The sequence below is a fragment of the Pseudoalteromonas sp. RB2-MNA-CIBAN-0110 genome, assembly GCF_040309305.1.
Taxonomy (GTDB): domain Bacteria; phylum Pseudomonadota; class Gammaproteobacteria; order Enterobacterales; family Alteromonadaceae; genus Pseudoalteromonas; species Pseudoalteromonas arctica.
On record NZ_JBEOOQ010000009.1, the window covers coordinates 12,212 to 29,959 of the forward strand.

14 protein-coding genes are annotated in these 17,748 nt (G+C 39.2%); 7 read left to right on the plus strand and 7 right to left on the minus strand.

Annotation, left to right across the window (positions count from 1 at the left end):
- Positions 1 to 54 precede the first annotated feature (54 nt).
- Together AAEY68_RS06680 and AAEY68_RS06685 are read left to right on the plus strand one after the other, a co-directional pair.
- Positions 55 to 1,455 carry a M20/M25/M40 family metallo-hydrolase gene (locus AAEY68_RS06680; RefSeq protein ID WP_350585711.1) on the plus strand — a complete coding sequence of 467 codons (1,401 nt, stop codon included), beginning with the start codon at positions 55 to 57 and terminating at the stop codon, positions 1,453 to 1,455.
- Positions 1,456 to 1,541: 86 nt separating this feature from the next.
- The gene (locus tag AAEY68_RS06685) at positions 1,542 to 2,483 is read left to right on the plus strand and encodes a tetratricopeptide repeat protein (RefSeq protein ID WP_350585712.1); all 942 of its coding nucleotides are present in this window, start codon (positions 1,542 to 1,544) and stop codon (positions 2,481 to 2,483) included.
- A gap of 44 nt (positions 2,484 to 2,527) precedes the next feature.
- Here the strand turns inward: AAEY68_RS06685 and AAEY68_RS06690 are convergent, their stop codons facing one another.
- A complete protein-coding gene (locus AAEY68_RS06690) occupies positions 2,528 to 3,433 on the minus strand; it encodes a DUF808 domain-containing protein (RefSeq protein ID WP_024592606.1) in 906 nt (301 codons plus the stop codon).
- Between the two features lie 145 nt (positions 3,434 to 3,578).
- On the opposite strand from AAEY68_RS06690, the gene AAEY68_RS06695 reads away from it, so the two are divergent.
- The 5 genes from AAEY68_RS06695 (at position 3,579) to AAEY68_RS06715 (ending at position 8,918) form a co-directional block, all read left to right on the plus strand.
- A complete protein-coding gene (locus AAEY68_RS06695; RefSeq protein ID WP_007580576.1) occupies positions 3,579 to 3,860 on the plus strand; it encodes an MliC family protein in 282 nt (93 codons plus the stop codon).
- A gap of 66 nt (positions 3,861 to 3,926) precedes the next feature.
- Positions 3,927 to 5,957, plus strand: coding sequence for a methyl-accepting chemotaxis protein (locus AAEY68_RS06700; RefSeq protein ID WP_010555427.1), 2,031 nt, complete (start codon positions 3,927 to 3,929; stop codon positions 5,955 to 5,957).
- Between the two features lie 71 nt (positions 5,958 to 6,028).
- The gene (ubiD, locus tag AAEY68_RS06705) at positions 6,029 to 7,495 is read left to right on the plus strand and encodes a 4-hydroxy-3-polyprenylbenzoate decarboxylase (RefSeq protein WP_024589659.1); all 1,467 of its coding nucleotides are present in this window, start codon (positions 6,029 to 6,031) and stop codon (positions 7,493 to 7,495) included.
- 109 nt (positions 7,496 to 7,604) lie between these two features.
- On the plus strand, positions 7,605 to 8,318 hold the full coding sequence (fre, locus tag AAEY68_RS06710) for an NAD(P)H-flavin reductase (RefSeq protein ID WP_024589658.1): 714 nt from the start codon (positions 7,605 to 7,607) through the stop codon (positions 8,316 to 8,318).
- 189 nt (positions 8,319 to 8,507) lie between these two features.
- Positions 8,508 to 8,918 (plus strand): CBS domain-containing protein, encoded by a 411-nt coding sequence (locus tag AAEY68_RS06715; protein ID WP_007580571.1) that lies wholly within the window; start codon positions 8,508 to 8,510, stop codon positions 8,916 to 8,918.
- Positions 8,919 to 8,972: 54 nt separating this feature from the next.
- On the opposite strand, the gene add is transcribed toward AAEY68_RS06715, so the two are convergent.
- The 6 genes from add to AAEY68_RS06745 form a co-directional block, all read right to left on the minus strand.
- On the minus strand, positions 8,973 to 9,974 hold the full coding sequence (add, locus tag AAEY68_RS06720; protein ID WP_024592609.1) for an adenosine deaminase: 1,002 nt from the start codon (positions 9,972 to 9,974) through the stop codon (positions 8,973 to 8,975).
- 126 nt (positions 9,975 to 10,100) lie between these two features.
- The gene (locus AAEY68_RS06725; protein WP_350585713.1) at positions 10,101 to 12,788 is read right to left on the minus strand and encodes a CHASE domain-containing protein; all 2,688 of its coding nucleotides are present in this window, start codon (positions 12,786 to 12,788) and stop codon (positions 10,101 to 10,103) included.
- A 51-nt stretch (positions 12,789 to 12,839) separates the two neighbouring features.
- Positions 12,840 to 13,949, minus strand: coding sequence for a heme biosynthesis HemY N-terminal domain-containing protein (locus tag AAEY68_RS06730; RefSeq protein WP_010554570.1), 1,110 nt, complete (start codon positions 13,947 to 13,949; stop codon positions 12,840 to 12,842).
- Entirely contained in the window at positions 13,946 to 15,787 is a 1,842-nt protein-coding gene (locus tag AAEY68_RS06735; protein WP_024592611.1) for a uroporphyrinogen-III C-methyltransferase, read from the minus strand. The genes AAEY68_RS06730 and AAEY68_RS06735 overlap by 4 nt, the downstream gene beginning before the upstream one ends.
- The gene (hemC, locus tag AAEY68_RS06740) at positions 15,788 to 16,726 is read right to left on the minus strand and encodes a hydroxymethylbilane synthase (RefSeq protein ID WP_010554568.1); all 939 of its coding nucleotides are present in this window, start codon (positions 16,724 to 16,726) and stop codon (positions 15,788 to 15,790) included. It abuts the gene before it with no gap.
- A 35-nt stretch (positions 16,727 to 16,761) separates the two neighbouring features.
- A complete protein-coding gene (locus AAEY68_RS06745) occupies positions 16,762 to 17,739 on the minus strand; it encodes a DUF2914 domain-containing protein (RefSeq protein ID WP_121954370.1) in 978 nt (325 codons plus the stop codon).
- Between the last annotated feature and the right edge of the window lie 9 nt (positions 17,740 to 17,748).

A 17,748-nucleotide genomic window follows, 5' to 3' on the forward strand; every position in this document is an offset into this window, starting at 1 on the left:
TATCATGTTTGTTACATGCTCTAATAGCGCTAATTATTAAAAAGGCCTACCAAAATGAAAAAATTAATTACCGCACTGCTGCTTACTAGCAGTATGGCTGCAAACGCTAACAGCGCCGAATTTACCCAAAAGCAATTACAACAAGTAGACGAAGTGCGCACCTCTGCACTAAATAGTGATTTAAGCTATAAATTGCTAGAGTCATTAACAACTGAAGTTGGTCCTCGCTTACCCGGCACTGAAAACGATAAAAAAGCAGTGGCATGGGCTCAAGCCAAATTTAATGAACTGGGCTTTGATAAAGTATGGCTAGAAAAAGCCACGTTTCCTGAATGGCGTCGTTATAGCGAAAGCGGAAAAATACTAACACCAAGCGAGCAACCACTGCACTTAACTGCATTAGGTAACAGTATAAGCACGCCAAAAGATGGGATTACAGCGCCGGTTGTATTATTCGAAACACTTGATGAATTAAAAGCCGCACCGGCGAACAGTTTAAAAGGTAAAATTGCATATATTAATTACCGCATGAACCGCGACATAGACGGGAATGGTTACGGGCCGGCTGTAAAAGCACGCGGTACAGGCGCTATAGAAGCGTCTAAAAAAGGCGCTGTTGCCTACATGATGCGCTCGGTTAGTACCGGTCATCATCGTTTTGCACACACTGGCGGTAGTTACTATAAAGAAGGTGTTACAAAAATACCTAACGTAACAATTGCTAACCCAGATGCAGATCAAATAGCACGCTTAGTCGCTTTAAATAAAGACGTATCGGTAAATATTAATGTGCAAACCGAAAGCCTTGGTGAAGGCACTGGTTATAACGTTATTGGCCAATTTAATGGTACCGAAAACCCTGAGCAATATGTATTAATTGGCGGGCATTTAGATTCTTGGGACTTAGGGACTGGCGCATTAGATGACGGCGCAGGCGTTGCACTAACAATGGCAGCCGCTAAACATATTAGCGATGTAAAACGTCCTAAGCGCAGTATTCGTGTGGTACTTTTTGCAGCTGAAGAGCTAGGTCTTTGGGGTGCAAAAGCTTATTTTGCAGAGCATAAAAACGAGCTAAGCAATATTGTTGCAGCCGCTGAGTCTGATTTTGGCGCCGATGTTGTATATGCTTTTGAATCGAACGTAAGCGCAGAGTCACTTCCTGTAGTTCGCGCTATAGCAAAAGAACTTGCGCCGTTAAATATTGAGCACATTGGTAAAAACCAAGCGAATGGTGGCCCCGATCTAATTCCACTTAAAGCAGCAACGTCAGCGCCTATTTTTGAACTTGCTCAAGATGGAACAGATTACTTTGATTACCACCATACAGCTGACGATACGCTTGATAAAGTAACACCTGCTAAGCTTCGTCAAAATACCGCTGCATACGCTGTATTTGCTCTAATGGCTGCCGATGCAAAAACCACTATCAAGCCTAAAGCTCACAATAAGTAATAACAGACATACTTACTTACAGTTTGTAGCTTTAACTAACACGCTCCTTGTTTTACCTTTAGGTAATTAAACAAGGAGCGTGCTTTATGTTACTTTTCAACACGAGTGAATCATTTCCACATTTTGTACAAATAACACGCTGCCCTCACTGCCAGAGCGACGCCTACCATTTAGTAAATAAAAGCCGCTATTTACGATTTAGCATTTTACCTATGCTTGCCTTAAAATTAAGCTATAAACGCGAGTGCTATCAATGCGGAAAAAGCGAACCTGTTAAAATACCGCAACTACCGTTAATAGAAAAACTAAGCCTACCTAAATACTTTATTGGCGTATTTTTATTGCTTTGGATTGTTTCGTTTTTTTATCAACAACACCTTGATACCGAGACTCAAAAGCAAAGCTATTTGAATACACCTAAAATATATGACACCTACTTAGTACACGCCGACAAATTTACACACGAACCCTGGATCCTAACCAATTTAAGAATTGCTCAAGTTTTAAGTTTTGATAAGCAGTTTATTACCTTTCAGACAAGCAACTACAGCTATAAACGTAATAATAGTATTACCTTGGCAATGCGTACCAGCCAACTAATTCAAGACAATTACTTCTCCACTAAAACAATCACCCTCCCTCGTGATGAAGTAAAGCGTTTGTATAAAGACGAAGCTATTTATGATGTGCTGCGACCTTATGCCAACAGCCTTTATGGCGGGTTTGTGATGTTTCCTCCCAAACCTAAGCCACTATATAAAGGTTTAAAACTCGATAAAAACAATCAACAAGGCATTATTTATTTTAAAGATAAGTTGTTTTTTGAAGCATTTAATAGCTTTAAGCTAGCTGCTGAAGCGGGTTCTCAATGGGGGCAATTAAATTTAGCGCAAATGTATCGTGATGGTCAGGGAATAGCTCAAAATTATCAACAGGCTATTTATTGGTATAAAAAGGCCATTGAGCAAAAAAATACTAAAGCACAATTTGAATTAGAATCGCTTTGTAAAATAGCTAACTGTGAATGAGTGAATTTAAATATAGCTGGCGCAACAAGTACGCCAGCTATAAACTATTTTTTAAATAACTTTGTATAACTTACATGTATAAGCACAACAACTAAGCCGGCAATAACACCTAGCAAACCATCAAACAAGAGAGGCGCTAATACTTCTCCTGTGCCGCCAGCAACAGACTGAGCATAGCTTGTTACATCCACTTGAGTATGATGCAGTAACTCAACACCATGCACTAAAATCCCGCCGCCTACTAAAAACATTGCAATGGTGCCCGCAAATGCTAAAAACTGCATCAACCTAGGCGCTGCTGCGAGTAAGCCTTTACCAAGTAACTCTTTAAATTTATTAGCTGACACTTTAGATTGGTTGAGTAAATAAAGCCCGGCATCATCCAGCTTTACAATACCGGCCACTAAGCCATAAACGCCAATCGTCATTATAATTGCGATAACACAAAGCACTAAAGCTTGGTTAAGTAATGTAGCGCCTGCCACAGTGCCTAAAGTAATAACAATAATTTCGGCAGAAAGAATAAAGTCGGTTCTTATTGCCCCTTTTATTTTTTGTTTTTCATACTCAACTAAATCTAATTTTTCATCTTCATCTACCACTTCATTGTGATGAGGCAAAAACTTAGCAAATACTTTTTCAGCTCCCTCAAAACACAAAAACAAACCACCCATCATTAAAAGCGGTGTTATTAACCAAGGCAGCCATACGCTTATTAATAAAGCAGCGGGTACGAGTATCGCTTTATTTAAAAATGAGCCCTTTGCCACAGCCCAAACAACCGGTAATTCACGCTCTGCTGCAACACCTGTAACCTGCTGTGCATTGAGCGCTAAGTCATCGCCTAATACACCCGCTGTTTTTTTTGTTGCTACCTTACTCATTGTCGCAATGTCATCAAGTAAAGTGGTTATATCGTCTAATAACGTTAAAAGGTTAGTGCCTGCCATAAAGCTTCCGAGCTCAAAAAATATTGCTATAAACATAACGTAAAGCGCTACTTTCACCAACGGTTAATTTTGCTTTGTTATTCTTACATTAGATTAAAATTTTGCCCTGTGTTTTAACTAACTTTTAAAGAAGATGGGAGGAAAAATGAAAGTATATTTAGCATTAATCGCTATTTTACTAAGCTTAACCGCATGTAGTGATTTACAAACCAGTACTGCTTACCAATGCGATGATGAGAGCGTAAAACTCAATATCATTAATAATTCTGAAGCCGAACTTATCTTTAACAATAAAGTGCATGTACTTAATCACGAAAAAAGTGCATCAGGGAATAAATATATAAGTGAAGAGGTACTGTTTTGGGGTAAGGGAAATGAGGCCATGCTAATCATTGCTGGTAAAAAAAGACAGTGCATCAAGGTTTAACACAAAACTAACCAATAAATTACAGCAATGCTACAATAATTAAAGACCCATTATTGTGATGAAGTTATGCGTTCAATTGCGATCAAACATAAAATAATTTTAGCTTTTACAGCCATTGGTTTATTGGTGCTAACAAGTAGTGTGTTTTTTTATTGGTCATTAAACAAAATTAGCGTTAACAATACCCGAACCGAAAAATTAGCAGTTCCGGTACAACAGTTCAGTAAAGATTTAAGGCTATCATTACTGTCTATTACCAAATTTAATGCCTTAGCTTACAGCCAAGCAAACCTTGATTTACTTCAACAAAATAAAAAACAGGCGCAAGCTGAGCAACAACAATTTAGCGATATGCTCAATTCGTTAAGCACTCAACTAAATCAACAAATAACAATGCAAAATTTACTCGCCAGTACCAACGAAGGCTTTGAGCAACTGACTAAAGTAAGTGTCGCAATGTTTAGTGCTAAAGAGAGTAAGTTTGTAGCGCAAAATTCCACCATAGAATTATCAGCAACGTTTAACGAGCAACTTTACAATTTAAGTTCTAACTTACTTGATATAGAACTTTTAGAAGTGCCTGCAAAACAGCAGGCGCTACTTAATGCTATGTTTGGAACAGCGACCCGTATAGATGATTTATTGTTTAACTTAAGCAATAATATAAAAAGCATTACTCAAACTACAAGTATCAATGATTTAAATAGCCATCAGCAAGATACCCTATTTCTACTAGATAACATCCAACCTAATTTCACCTATTTAGAGCAACAAGCGCTACCCTTTAATAATGCGTTTAATGCTAAAAATTTAACGACTAAGTTTAATCAATTAAGAGAGTTACTTAACAACAATACAGGAATTTATGCCCAACAAAATAAAGTACTCAAAAGTACTATTGCTGCGGCTCAAAATTTTGAACACTTTCAACAGCAATTTATAACAACAGAAGGTCAGCTTATTGAACTTAATAAATTGGCTGATGAGCGCTTTAATGCCTTACAAACTAATGCAAAGGCCGCCATAAATACTGGGATTAGTTCTGTAGTAATTATTACGCTTGTTTTAATTATATTGATTATCGCTATCTCTATTTTTACAACTCGCGCAATGCTAAAACCGCTTAAAAAAGTAAACCGCGATTTAGCCCGAATCGCCTCAGGTGATTTATCAAAGCGAAGCCATCCGCGCAGTAAAGATGAATTTGGTACTTTGCTAAATAACATAAATAAACTCAGTGAAGACCTTACCCAGTTAATTGGCGCAATTAGTAGTGACGCCCATGAACTAGACCGCAGCGCTATTAAAACCAGTGAAAAAGGTCAGCAAATGACGGTTGTTGCACAACAGCAGTTGGAGCGAAGCGCGCAGGCAACATCGCTTGCACAAAATATGCTAACCAACTCACAAGCGGTTTATGAACAAGCAGATAAAACATCAAGTGAAATAACCAATGCATCGCAATTTGCCAATGACGTAAACAAGATTGCTAATAAAAATAGTCTAAGTATAGAAACTTTATTACAGCGCCTTGATAAAGCAGTAGGCAGCACTGAGGAACTAGCCCAACACACTCAGCTTATTGAAGCCATTGTTGAAACAATTAGCAGCATTGCCGAGCAGACCAACTTATTGGCACTCAATGCTGCAATTGAAGCAGCGCGAGCGGGTGAAAACGGACGCGGGTTTGCTGTAGTTGCTGATGAGGTTCGATCATTAGCTGCACGTACACAGACCTCGACTAGCGAAATAAACACCATGATCCAAACATTGCAACAGCACACTCAAACAACTCAAGAACACATTACCGATGGCCAACACCAAGCCAAGCAATGTGTTAAAAACAGCACTGAACTAAATAAAGCCGTAGAGCGTATTAAAAGCACATTGTTGTCTGTTAATCAGATGAGTGAGCAGATTGCTCATGCATCACATGAGCAATTGACTAACAGTAACGACATTCAACAAATAATGGCCAAGGTGACAGAGCAAGCAACCTTGAATGCCAAAAACGCGACAACCCTAGCAAGCGAAAGTGAAGACGTAAATCAACTTGCACACTCCTTAACAAGTGCCGTAGAGCGCTTTAAGTTTTAAGTGCAAGTAATGACTTGGCTTGCATGAAATGGGTATAATACTTTAACTCTTTTGCTTAATAGCGGCCCACAATGAAATATAAAGATCTACGTGATTTTATCGATTTGCTTGAAAAAAAAGGCGAACTTAAACGTATCACCCAAGAAATCGACCCGTATCTTGAAATGACCGAAATATCTGATCGCACATTGCGTGCAAAAGGTCCTGCGTTATTATTCGAAAATCCAAAAGGCTACGATATGCCGGTGCTTACCAACTTATTTGGTACACCAAAACGCGTAGCAATGGGCATGGGCCAAACAGACGTTAGCGAGCTTCGCGAAGTGGGTAAGCTACTCGCTTTTTTAAAAGAACCTGATCCACCAAAGGGAATTAAAGAAGCACTAGGCGCTATACCTATTTTTAAGCAAGTGCTTAATATGCCAGCAAAAGAAGTTAAAAAAGCGCCTTGCCAACAAGTAGTTTTAGAAGGTGATGATGTAGACTTAACTAAATTACCTATTCAGCATTGCTGGCCAGGTGATGCAGCGCCATTAATTACTTGGGGCCTTACAGTCACTAAAGGGCCTTATAAAAAGCGCCAAAATTTAGGTATTTATCGCCAGCAATTATTAGGCAAAAATAAAATAATTATGCGTTGGTTGTCGCATCGTGGTGGCGCGCTTGATTTTCAAGAATGGTGTAAAGAAAACCCAGGGCAGCCTTACCCTGTCTCGGTAGCACTAGGTGCCGATCCAGCTACTATATTAGGTGCAGTAACGCCTGTACCCGACACATTAAGCGAATATGCATTTGCTGGTTTATTACGTGGTAGCAGAACCGAAGTTGTAAAATCTATTTCCAATGACTTGCAAGTCCCTGCCAGTGCAGAAATAGTACTTGAAGGTTACATTATGCCAGGTGAAATCGCACCTGAAGGCCCTTATGGTGACCATACCGGTTACTATAATGAAGTAGATGACTTTCCAGTAATGACGGTAACTCACTTAACGCATCGTAAAGATCCTATTTATCACAGCACATTTACTGGCCGTCCGCCTGATGAGCCTGCAATTTTAGGTGTAGCGCTTAATGAAGTGTTTGTGCCGATATTACAAAAGCAATTTCCTGAAATCGTCGACTTTTATCTGCCGCCTGAAGGGTGCTCGTACCGTATGGCGATTGTAACAATGAAAAAACAATATCCTGGCCATGCTAAGCGCGTGATGATGGGAGTTTGGTCGTTCTTACGTCAGTTTATGTATACCAAGTTTGTAATTGTGTGCGATGACGATATTAATGCCCGTGATTGGGAAGATGTTATTTGGGCTATAACAACCCGAATGGATCCTGCTCGCGATACAACATTAATAGAAAACACACCTATTGATTATCTCGATTTTGCATCGCCAGTCTCTGGCCTTGGTTCAAAAATGGGAATGGATGCCACCAATAAATGGCCTGGCGAAACCACCCGCGAATGGGGCGAGCCTATTGTTATGGATAAAGACACCAAAGACCGCGTAGATGATATTTGGGAAAGCCTTAATATTCTTTAAGTGTTTATATGTAAGTACATAACAGGCTATAAAATAACCCTGCAGATATGCTAGAATCGAGTCATTCGATTGCGTATCTGCTGTTTAAAGCGCTGCTAAAAGGTAAAAAATGCAAACATTAAAAGCTGAAGTTGTAGCTATCAGCCCACTTACAGAATTTGTTCACAAAGTAATTTTAAAGCCACAACAACCTGTGACCTTTGAAGCTGGCCAATACATGCAACTCGTATTGGGCGAAAAAGACAAACGTGCTTTTTCTATAGCTAGTCGCCCTTCACAGTGCGATGCAATAGAACTGCATATTGGCGCGTCAGGTGCCGATTCGTATGCAATGCAATCGCTGGAACATTTACGAAACGCCCATACCACTGGGCAGTTAGTAGACATTGAAGCTGGCTTGGGTATTTCACAGTTGCGCCTGCAATGTGAGCGCCCTATTATTTTACTTGCCGGTGGCACTGGTTTTTCATACGCAAAATCAATGGCTGATCACTTAGCTGAAATTAAGTGCGACCGTCCTGTATTATTTTACTGGGGTGTAAAAGAAGAGTCAGCTTTATACGCACATACAGAAATGCAAACATGGGCCGATAGCCACAAAAACTTTGAGTTTATCCCTGTGGTAGAAAATCCATCTGCTAATTGGCAAGGTCACACTGGCTATGTACATAAAGCGGTAATGCAAGATATTGTATCACTTGAACCATACGATATTTATATGGCCGGTCGTTTTGACATGATAGGTATTGTCCGTGATGACTTTATTACTCATGGTGCAATTCGTGAAAACATGTACGCAGATGCATTCGCATTTATCAAATAATTGAAATTAACTTTCAGTTATGAATAAAGGCACCTAATCGGTGCTTTTATTTTATATAACAACAAATACTTAATAGTTAATAGTTAATAGTTAATAGTTAAAACCTATCAATCTCATCAATATAAACAATTTCCTAAATCCCTATCTATAAACCATACTTTGTATAGAACATCAGCGGGAGAGACCCAAATGCTAAATACAAAAGTAAAAGATTTTATGCAACGCAAGTTGCCAAATATCACACCAGATACAGAAATGACGACAGCCATAGCAGAACTACAAAAATTTAAACTACTTGGTGCACCAGTATTTGATAAAGATAAATGCCTAGTCGGATTTATATCTGAGCAAGAACTATTAAAACCACTTACGCAAAGCAGTTATTTTTGTGATGGGATGGTTAAAGTATCGCAACTTATGCAAACAAAGGTAGTGACCGTTAGCGGCGATACCAATATTATTGAGCTTGCAGAGCAAATGCAGCCCGGTAAACCAAAAAACTACCCTGTTGTAGAGGGTGTTAAAGTAATCGGCATGATCAGCCGAGCAGATGTACTTAAAGCACTTTACGATAATTACATGAGCTGCCAAACACACTAAATTACAAATACAAAAATGCCGCTTATATAAAGCGGCATTTTTAATATTCTTAAATTAACGTGCGCTAACGATTGCTGAAAGTTCTTTTTTATCGCCATCGCTTAAAAATGCTATTTCTAATGCATTTTTTTGGGCTTTTTCCATATCAGCTTGAGATAAGCCAGCTTTAGGTGCTGCAACGGTATATTCGTACTCAATTTCAATGCCTTCAACCGCAGGGTCATCAGTATTAATACACGCTAAAATACCGTGATCTAAAAACTGTTTAAGTGGGTGCTTAGCTAAATCGTTTACTGTACTGGTTTGAATATTACTTGTTAAGCACGACTCAATGCCAATACGGTTATCGCGTAAGTAATCCATTAGTTTTGGATCTTCAATAGCTTTAACGCCATGCCCTATTCGGCTTGCACCTAGCTCATTAATTGCTTGCCAAATACTTGGAGCACCGAGTGCCTCTCCAGCATGAATAGTCGAAGCTAAATAAGCATTTCGTACTTGTTTAAAGTGCTCTACAAACAACTCACCAGGAAAGCCAATTTCGTCACCGGCTAAATCAACAGCAACTAAATCATTTTTAAATGCGAGTAAAGCATCAAGCTCTTTTTGACATGTTTTTACGCCATAAGTACGCGATAAAATACCAATCAAGTTAGCTTTTATATTTGCATCCTTTGTTGCTGATTTAATACCATCAACAACCGCCTCTACAACCCCTTCTGGGTGTAAACCTTGGCTTTGTGCCATGTAGTAAGGGCTAAATCGAAGCTCTACATAATCAAGGCCTTGTGCTTGTGCATCTTCAATGTTTTCAATCGCTATGCGTCTACACGCATCGTAGTCGCCAAGTACAGTGACACCCCAATCTAACTTTTGTAAAAAAGCCATAAGGTTTGGCTCAGGGTCAATAACTTGAACATGAGGAATTAATGCCTCAACGTTATCTGCAGGTAACTCTATATTAAACTGACGACCAAGTTCTAATATGGTTTGCGCACGTACATTACCATCTAAATGACGGTGAATATCTAGCAAAGGTAATTTTCTATTGATCATAATAGCAACCCAGTTTAGTTAAATTTGCGCGCATGATACGCAGATATAGTTATTTTTCAAGTCTATATGGTTTGCGTTAAGTTTAAGCGGTCATATGTCTGCTTTTTGTGCAAAAAATAACGTTACTTATTTATTTGATAAATAATGCCAAAGAGTTTTAAAAAGCGTATTTGCATCAATAGGTTTGGTAATATAACTATTCATTCCAGAGGCTAATGCCTTTTTAACGTCATCATCATGGGCGTTCGCCGATAGCCCTATTATGGGTAAATCAATTAACCCTAAATCACAACGAATTACTTTTGTTGCTTGGAGTCCATCCATTTTTGGCATCTGAATATCCATAAGAACAATGTCGTAGCTATTTTCGGTTAGCTTTTCTATGGCTTCAAAACCATCATTAGCAATGTCGGCAATACACCCTTTTGTTTTTAAAATGGCACTGGCAACATGCTGGTTAAGTGGGTTATCTTCGACTAAAAGTAACTTATAGTTTGCGAATGATAAGGTACTTACATCTATTTCGTCGTATTGCTGTTGAATTTGATCTGCCTTTGGTAAAGGCGATATAAGCGGCAAACTAAATGTAAATGTAGAACCTTTACCTTCATAACTGACTAAATCAATTGCACCACCCATTAACTCAACCAACTTTCTGCAAATACTTAACCCTAAGCCTGTACCACCATATTGACGTGAGGTTGAGCTATCGGCTTGCGCAAACGGTTTAAACAATTGTTTTTGTGCTTCGCTACTAATACCAATACCCGTATCGTTAATACTAAAGTAAGTCATTTTTTTCGACTGCCAAATTTTCAGAGTGATCTCACCTTCCCCTGTAAATTTAACCGTATTATTGAGCAGATTCAGCAGCACTTGTTTTAAGCGGATTGGATCGGTATTAATGACCAAATTTGATGTTTTATCAAAATCGAGACTTAACTTTATTGATTTAATGTCAGCTTCAAACTGAAGTAAATTAAGCATTTCATCCGCTAAACTCGCTACGTTAATAGGCTCTTGCATTAAGTCTAGCTTGCCTGCTTCCATTTTTGAAAAGTCGAGCACATCGTTTAATACCCGCAGTAAAACACCCAGTGCTCCATCTGCTTGTTCAATGTAACTCCTTGCTTGTTGCCAATCATTCTGTTGCAGCGCTAAATAATGCAGCCCTTTTATACCGTTAATAGGGGTGCGGACTTCGTGACTCATGTTTGCTAAAAACTGCCCTTTAATATGACTCGCTTCATCTGCTTTTTGTTTTTCTTTGCGTAATGTATGCGTTTGCTTAGCCACTTGTTCGCGAATTTGTATGTTTGTACCTGTAACTGAAATCAAAAATGTAATCAGTAACCACACAAACAACATACCTACTATTTGTGCAAGCCAATACATTAACCAAGACGTTCTAACTATTGGTTCATATAACTCGACCTGCCACATGCGTTTGCCAATCAACAATTGATATTCTTTAAACAGCGTTTGCGAGTTATCGGTATCGGCAATATAAATTGCCTGCTTTTTCCCTGGTATCGTTGTATCAAAAAAACTGACTGAAATTGAGTTGTTGTGATCAAATAATAGTGTTTGCGATAAGCGTTTCAGACTGACAATCGCTGCCACAAAACCTTGAAAATCATCTTCGGTAGACGACTCTCCAAAAACAGGATATAAAAAGAGTACACCGTCTTCAGCTGTATTTTGGACCAAGTTAATTGGCCCACTTAGTGCAAGTTCATTAAGCTCTTTCGCTTTGCTAAGCGCTGCACCTCTTACTTTACTAGAAGCTAAATCAAACCCTAAAACACCTTCATTATCTTTTAAGGGATATACATATTTTACAGGAAAGTAATTACTACGAGTACCTGCAGGTTGCCAACCTCCATCAAGTGACTTTTCTTTTATATATAAAGGTTTGCCTGTGGCTGTATTTTCATGTGTTTCAAAATCTGCGAGTTTATTTGCTGGTACATAAGGTATCCATTCAAATGCTAAAATTTCTTGGCTATAGTCCAACTGCTTTGAAGTAAATTGTTTAAACTCTTTAAAGTTCACGTCATTACTACTAGCAAAAAATGTAGCTAACAATCCTAAGTGAGCAGTAATACCATCGAGCTTCTGGCTTATAGCATTTTGCACAGTAAGTATTTTGGCTTCTTGCTTTTGAATGTCTTTTTCTTTTTTAACACTGGCAGCGCCATAAAAACTAACGCTGATTAGTATATAAATTAATAGTGAAGGTAAAATTACCAACATACGGTGGCGTACTTGCGTGTAATTAAAGGCTGCGAGCATGAGTGGAGTAAATATAAGTACACCGATACTGTCGCCAATCCACCATGCTATAAAGCTATCAAAAATAGCATGCGTAGGGATCACATTATTCAATGCTAATAAACTAGTTCCCACACCTGCAGCAATAACACAGCATATTGGTCCTGCTACTATTAAGCTCTGCACACTGTGTTTTAAAGAAGATAAATCTAGTGGAGCCTTTATAACATTTACTATAATTTGACGACCAATCCAAGCCTGTAAAACAGAGGCTAAAGTGACGCAAATAGCTTGTAAAAGCACATTAAAATGAAGAATATCTACGGTGTTATCAAGATGAATTAAGTTAGTACAGAAAGCACCAAGAATAAGGCCAATAAATGACTTACGTCCCCAAATTAAAAAGCTCGCTAAAGCAATTCCTGAGGGCGGCCAAGAGGCGACCGCATAGCCATCTACAGAAAGAAGTGAGTTGCTAAAATACCCAGTAAAAAAGTAAGCACAAGCCAAGCTAAGGGTTAATATTAAAAACTTTCTCAATGCTTGTGCTCCTGAACTACAAAAAATGCTAAGTAGTTATAGTGTAGTCATTTATTGATATAAAACGAGCGCCTTTTCTGCTTGTGCACTATTTTTATAACTTAAAACAGCTTGTTCAGAGAACTGTTTTTTATTGTCACTATTCAGTGCTTTATCAAAAATTCTAGCTGCTAAGTCATAATCACCTTTAGCATTAGCAAGGCAAGCCAGCGCAAGTAATAGTGAATTATTTGAATCATCCTTTTTAAGGCGTTCTTGTATGTTTATTTGCAACTTAGGCGCATCGGCTGCTGTTGCTTTACTTAATATATTGGCAAGCTCTAAGTGTTGCTCATTGTGCTTAACCATTTTAATTAAGTCACTTTCAATAGCAGCCAATTGACCTGCTTGCGCCATTTGCATTAAATATGCGGTGTGGGCATGAGCTTGCAGCTTTTTCGGTAGCTGTTTATATTTTTCACTCAGTTTGTCTGCATCTAACGCATTAAAGTAGGCACTAAATAACTGCGTCCACTGTGCATCAGTAAGTGCTTTTTTGCGTAATAAACGCGGCAAAAAATCTTCCAGCGCACTAAAGTGTTGTTGCTGTACTAATACTTCTGCATAAAGTTTTAACTCAAGTGCGGTGGCTTTTTTAGCTTCTGCGCTAATACGCATTTGTGATTCAATCGCGCTACTGTCGCCACTTGCCAACCATAGCTTTGCTACTTTTAATTGATGCTCTGGGCTTATTTCAAATAAACGCTCAAGTGCTTTATCTGTTTGATTATTAGCAAGCGCTGCTTTTGCAAGTAATGCTAAGCGAATATCTTCAAACTTATCTGGTACGCTATTACCCGATAGAGCCTGCTCTACATGCTCATAATCATCATTAATAGCACTCCACAGAGCCTGCTCAATAGCTACTTGTTTGCGCTCTTGGCTACGTGCAAAAAAGCCATGTTTAGTATTATGATAAATCGATAATAAGTAGCGGATTAGCTTATATGTTAAATATAAAACAACAGCGGTAATGACTGCCATTATACAAAACGATACTATCGTGCCTTCTATCGTCGTATTGTTAAATGAAATAAGTACATAACCTTTTTCATCTAGCACAAATGGAGTAACCGCTAGTACAACAACAATAGCTACAATTAAAATAATTAGCCCTATCATTGCGCCCACTCCTTAACCTTTTGTGTACTATTTAAGGTTATTTTTGGATTAAAATTAAGCTGCTCTTTTTCGAGTTTAGACAACGCTTTAAGTACCGTTTTGGTTGCATCATCGTCTTGCTTAAAGTACTCACCAACTAAACGTTTTGCTTCACTTAAGGCGCTAAAGAAAATACTCGCCTGCTTACTCATAAGTGCATCTTGTGCCTGAGTTATATTAAGCTTGATTCGTTGATTAATTAAATGGCGCTCTTGATCTGTAAGTAATGGCTCAATGGAAACACCTTCGTGCTGGCGAATAGTAATAAAGCTATCCACAATTTTATTCCAGCTATTACTCAGGTTTTGCTGCCAATCACTCACGTCATCACTTAAAGCATTTTCATCTATTGCAGCCGCTTCTTCTGGCAAGTTAACCGCATTAAAAACTAAATTATCAACGCTATTAAGTGCACTGTTTAGCTGTAAATAAATAGCCTCTGTTGCTATAGGTTTAAGGCTATCAAGTGTTTGTATGTCTTGCATAATAGCTTGGCGAACTTCAACTGTTCCTGGGTGTTCGCTAAGTAATGCATCTAAGCGCTTTAAAACAGCACTAGTGCCTTGGTAATCTTTTTCAGCCCATAGTTTAAATTCAGCCATACGCTGTAAGCTGGTTACTTCTTGTGGGTTTAAAGACGAGCCTTGTTGCTGCGCTTTTTGCAGGGCTGCTTTTAGCTCTTGCTGATTTTGAGCTGCACTTTCACTTAAGGTTGCGGCTACTTTTTTCTCACTATTAAACAGCGCTTGCTGCAAATTAGATTGCGCCGATTTAAGTGCTTGCAGCTCTTGAACGAGTAACTTATTTTTCTCGCTTAACTCATTAACGGCTAGGTTTTGCACCTTACCAGCATTTAATTTTTGATAAAACTCGTATCCAACACCAGAGGCCACAATTAACGAAATAAGAAGCGCAAGTGCTGCAACCTTACTTACCTTTTGTTTGTTTTTTTCTGTCGTATTTTTTGTAGCTGCTGGCTCTTGCTTAGCTGATTTAGCTGAGGCCGGGTTAGCTATTGTTGATGTGGCTTTTTCTGCCGTAACTGGCTTTGACTGTTCGCTCATGTTGCTACCTTGCTGATTTATGCAGGTAAACATAGCATTATCGCTAGCCCCTGCTGCAATGTGTATATTAGCCGAACTTACCTGTTGCAACTTTAAATAAGCGGCTATCCGCTCGCTTGCAACATAAAATCGGCACTGTTGTAACCATTGTAGTTGGTGTGCAGTAAGGCTTTTAAATATAGCATCAACTGCTGCATTACTTGTTATGACTATACCGTGTACATTCTGGCTTTTCCAGTGGTCTGTCCAGTTAGGGGTAATACTCTCTGTGGGTTCACGTTTGTACACAACACAATTATTTAAAAAAGCACCGCGCTCTTTTAGCGTTTTAGCTAACTCAGAGCGGCCACCTTGCCCCTTAACTAACACTATATTACTGCCATCAACCTCGGCGAGTGATTTGAGCGCAAGCAACCCTTCTGAATCATACTGCTTTGGTACTGCTGCGCGCACACCAAATTGCTCATATATAATGTCGGCTGTTTGTTGTCCAACCGCATAAAACTGCGCTTTGGTATTTATATCGGGTTTTAATTGCGAAAGTGCACTGACTGCATCTTGCGATATAAATATTATTTTATCTGCATTTAACAGCGGACTAAGTTCAGTGCTGGAGGGTGTTAAATGCGTTATTTTTAATACCGGAAATAAAGACGCCTGATAACCCGCTTGCTCAAGTTGCTGTGCAAGGGCTGCGCCTTTTCCTTCGGGCCGAGTTATCAGAATATGTGTCATTTATGCGTCTCTATAAACTTCAGCTAATATTTTGTCTGCGCCTTGAGCTAGTAATTTTTTAGCAAGCTCAATACCTAGTTCTTCTGCGTCATTTACATGACCTGTTACTTCGTCACGTAAAATTTCGCTGCCATCAACAGCACCCACTAAACCACGCAAATGTACCTGCTCGCCATCAACTAATGCATAAGCACCAATAGGAACTTGGCAACCACCTTCTAAATAGCGGTTCATCGAACGCTCTGCATTTACGCGAATACGTGTTTGGGTATGCTCAAGTGGTGCAAGTAATGCTTTTGTTACTTCATCATCAATACGACATTCAATACCTACAGCGCCTTGACCATTTGCCGGTAATGACACTTCTGGCTCAATGTAGTCAGCAATACGCTTACTCATTTTTAAACGAATAAGCCCCGCTGCCGCTAAAATAATAGCATCGTATTGGCCATCATCTAATTTACCTAAACGCGTATTTACATTACCGCGCAAATCACGAATATCTAAATCAGGGCGAAGTGCTTTAATTTGGCACTGGCGGCGTAAGCTCGAAGTACCCACAATGGCGCCCTGTGGTAGCTCGTTTAAATTTGCAAAATTGTTTGATACAAACGCATCACGCGGATCTTCACGCTCACAAATAGTATACAGCTCTAATCCTTCTGGGAACTCTACTGGCACGTCCTTCATAGAATGCACGGCAATATCAGCTCGGCCATCTAACATAGCTTGCTCTAGCTCTTTAACAAATAAGCCTTTACCGCCAATTTTAGCCAATGGCGTATCTAAAATTATATCCCCTTGCGTCGACATTGGGACTAATTCTACGCGCACATCTGCATGAAAACGCTCAAGCTCTGCTTTTACAAATTCGGCCTGCCAAAGTGCTAAGGCGCTTTTGCGCGTTGCGATGCGTACTAATTTTGTTTTTTCTGTCATAGGGGTATCCAATTAATTACTGCGTTTAGCTAGTTTTAGTCAGCTAAAATTCTAAACTCTTTTTGGGCAATTAAATTGCCTTGCTCATCAACTACATCAACACGCCAATGGCCTGTTTGTGTGTCCATGATATTTTTTGTTGAGTACGTTCTGTAGCGAGGCGAAGTAACATTAAGTGTAATTTCAGCCATAGTTTCACCTTCAAACGACCAAACATGCTTAACTTGCTGGCCTTGAAGATTTTTAATCTCACTAAAAAACGATACGCCTTCATCAAACTGACTTAATCTAATATCAGCAGCAAACACATTAGTGGGCTCACGCTTACTTACTTTACGAGTAAGTACCGCACGGCTAATTTTACCCGTGTCTATTTGCGCGCCCAAAGCCACACTTGCCACTTGTGCTGTCGGCGAAAAACCTTCAGTGCCACTCAATGCGCCATCATCACTTTCTAACTCTAAAAGTAAGTCGCTTTGACTGGCTAGCTCAGCTACGTTTTGAGCTTCTGCGGTTTCTTCTTGCACATCATTATCAAGGTTTGAGTTTAACTCTGTATTAATGCTTTCGCTTTGTTCAGTAACACTATCGTTGTTAGCCAATAAAACAGGGGGATTATTTACAAGCTCAGCTTCATCAGATGTATTACTTGAAATGCTTAGTTGAGCCTCATTTTGCTCAGCTGACAACGGTTCAATCCGAGCTTGCATTACCTCTGCAGATTCATTAGGGGTATTGTTTATTGATGATTCAGACTCAACATCCGTTACTTCAACGTTTGCCTGGTTTTGAGCGTTACTGCTAAAGCTTAAAAATTGCTCCTGCTCATTTGGATGCTCACCTTGCTCTGCACTGGCTGACGTTGTTAAGCCATACACAACTGCTGCAGAGGTCATTAATACCAACATAGCAATACTCACAATACGACGCCAATTCCACTCGTAGCTTACCGTTGGTACACTCTCTTGTAGTTCGCGTTTAACATTTGCTTTAATAACTATTTTTTGACTCATATTGACCTC

What these genes read in the sequence shown, in the direction of transcription:
- ubiD (WP_024589659.1), top strand. Translation starts at nt 6,029, where the DNA reads ATGAAATATAAAGATCTACGTGATTTTATCGATTTGCTTGAAAAAAAA.
- AAEY68_RS06715 (WP_007580571.1), top strand. Translation starts at nt 8,508, where the DNA reads ATGCTAAATACAAAAGTAAAAGATTTTATGCAACGCAAGTTGCCAAAT.
- AAEY68_RS06695 (WP_007580576.1), top strand. Translation starts at nt 3,579, where the DNA reads ATGAAAGTATATTTAGCATTAATCGCTATTTTACTAAGCTTAACCGCA.
- AAEY68_RS06690 (WP_024592606.1), bottom strand. Translation starts at nt 3,433, where the DNA reads ATGGCAGGCACTAACCTTTTAACGTTATTAGACGATATAACCACTTTA.
- hemC (WP_010554568.1), bottom strand. Translation starts at nt 16,726, where the DNA reads ATGACAGAAAAAACAAAATTAGTACGCATCGCAACGCGCAAAAGCGCC.
- add (WP_024592609.1), bottom strand. Translation starts at nt 9,974, where the DNA reads ATGATCAATAGAAAATTACCTTTGCTAGATATTCACCGTCATTTAGAT.
- AAEY68_RS06685 (WP_350585712.1), top strand. Translation starts at nt 1,542, where the DNA reads ATGTTACTTTTCAACACGAGTGAATCATTTCCACATTTTGTACAAATA.
- AAEY68_RS06680 (WP_350585711.1), top strand. Translation starts at nt 55, where the DNA reads ATGAAAAAATTAATTACCGCACTGCTGCTTACTAGCAGTATGGCTGCA.
- fre (WP_024589658.1), top strand. Translation starts at nt 7,605, where the DNA reads ATGCAAACATTAAAAGCTGAAGTTGTAGCTATCAGCCCACTTACAGAA.
- AAEY68_RS06700 (WP_010555427.1), top strand. Translation starts at nt 3,927, where the DNA reads ATGCGTTCAATTGCGATCAAACATAAAATAATTTTAGCTTTTACAGCC.
- AAEY68_RS06735 (WP_024592611.1), bottom strand. Translation starts at nt 15,787, where the DNA reads ATGACACATATTCTGATAACTCGGCCCGAAGGAAAAGGCGCAGCCCTT.
- AAEY68_RS06745 (WP_121954370.1), bottom strand. Translation starts at nt 17,739, where the DNA reads ATGAGTCAAAAAATAGTTATTAAAGCAAATGTTAAACGCGAACTACAA.
- AAEY68_RS06730 (WP_010554570.1), bottom strand. Translation starts at nt 13,949, where the DNA reads ATGATAGGGCTAATTATTTTAATTGTAGCTATTGTTGTTGTACTAGCG.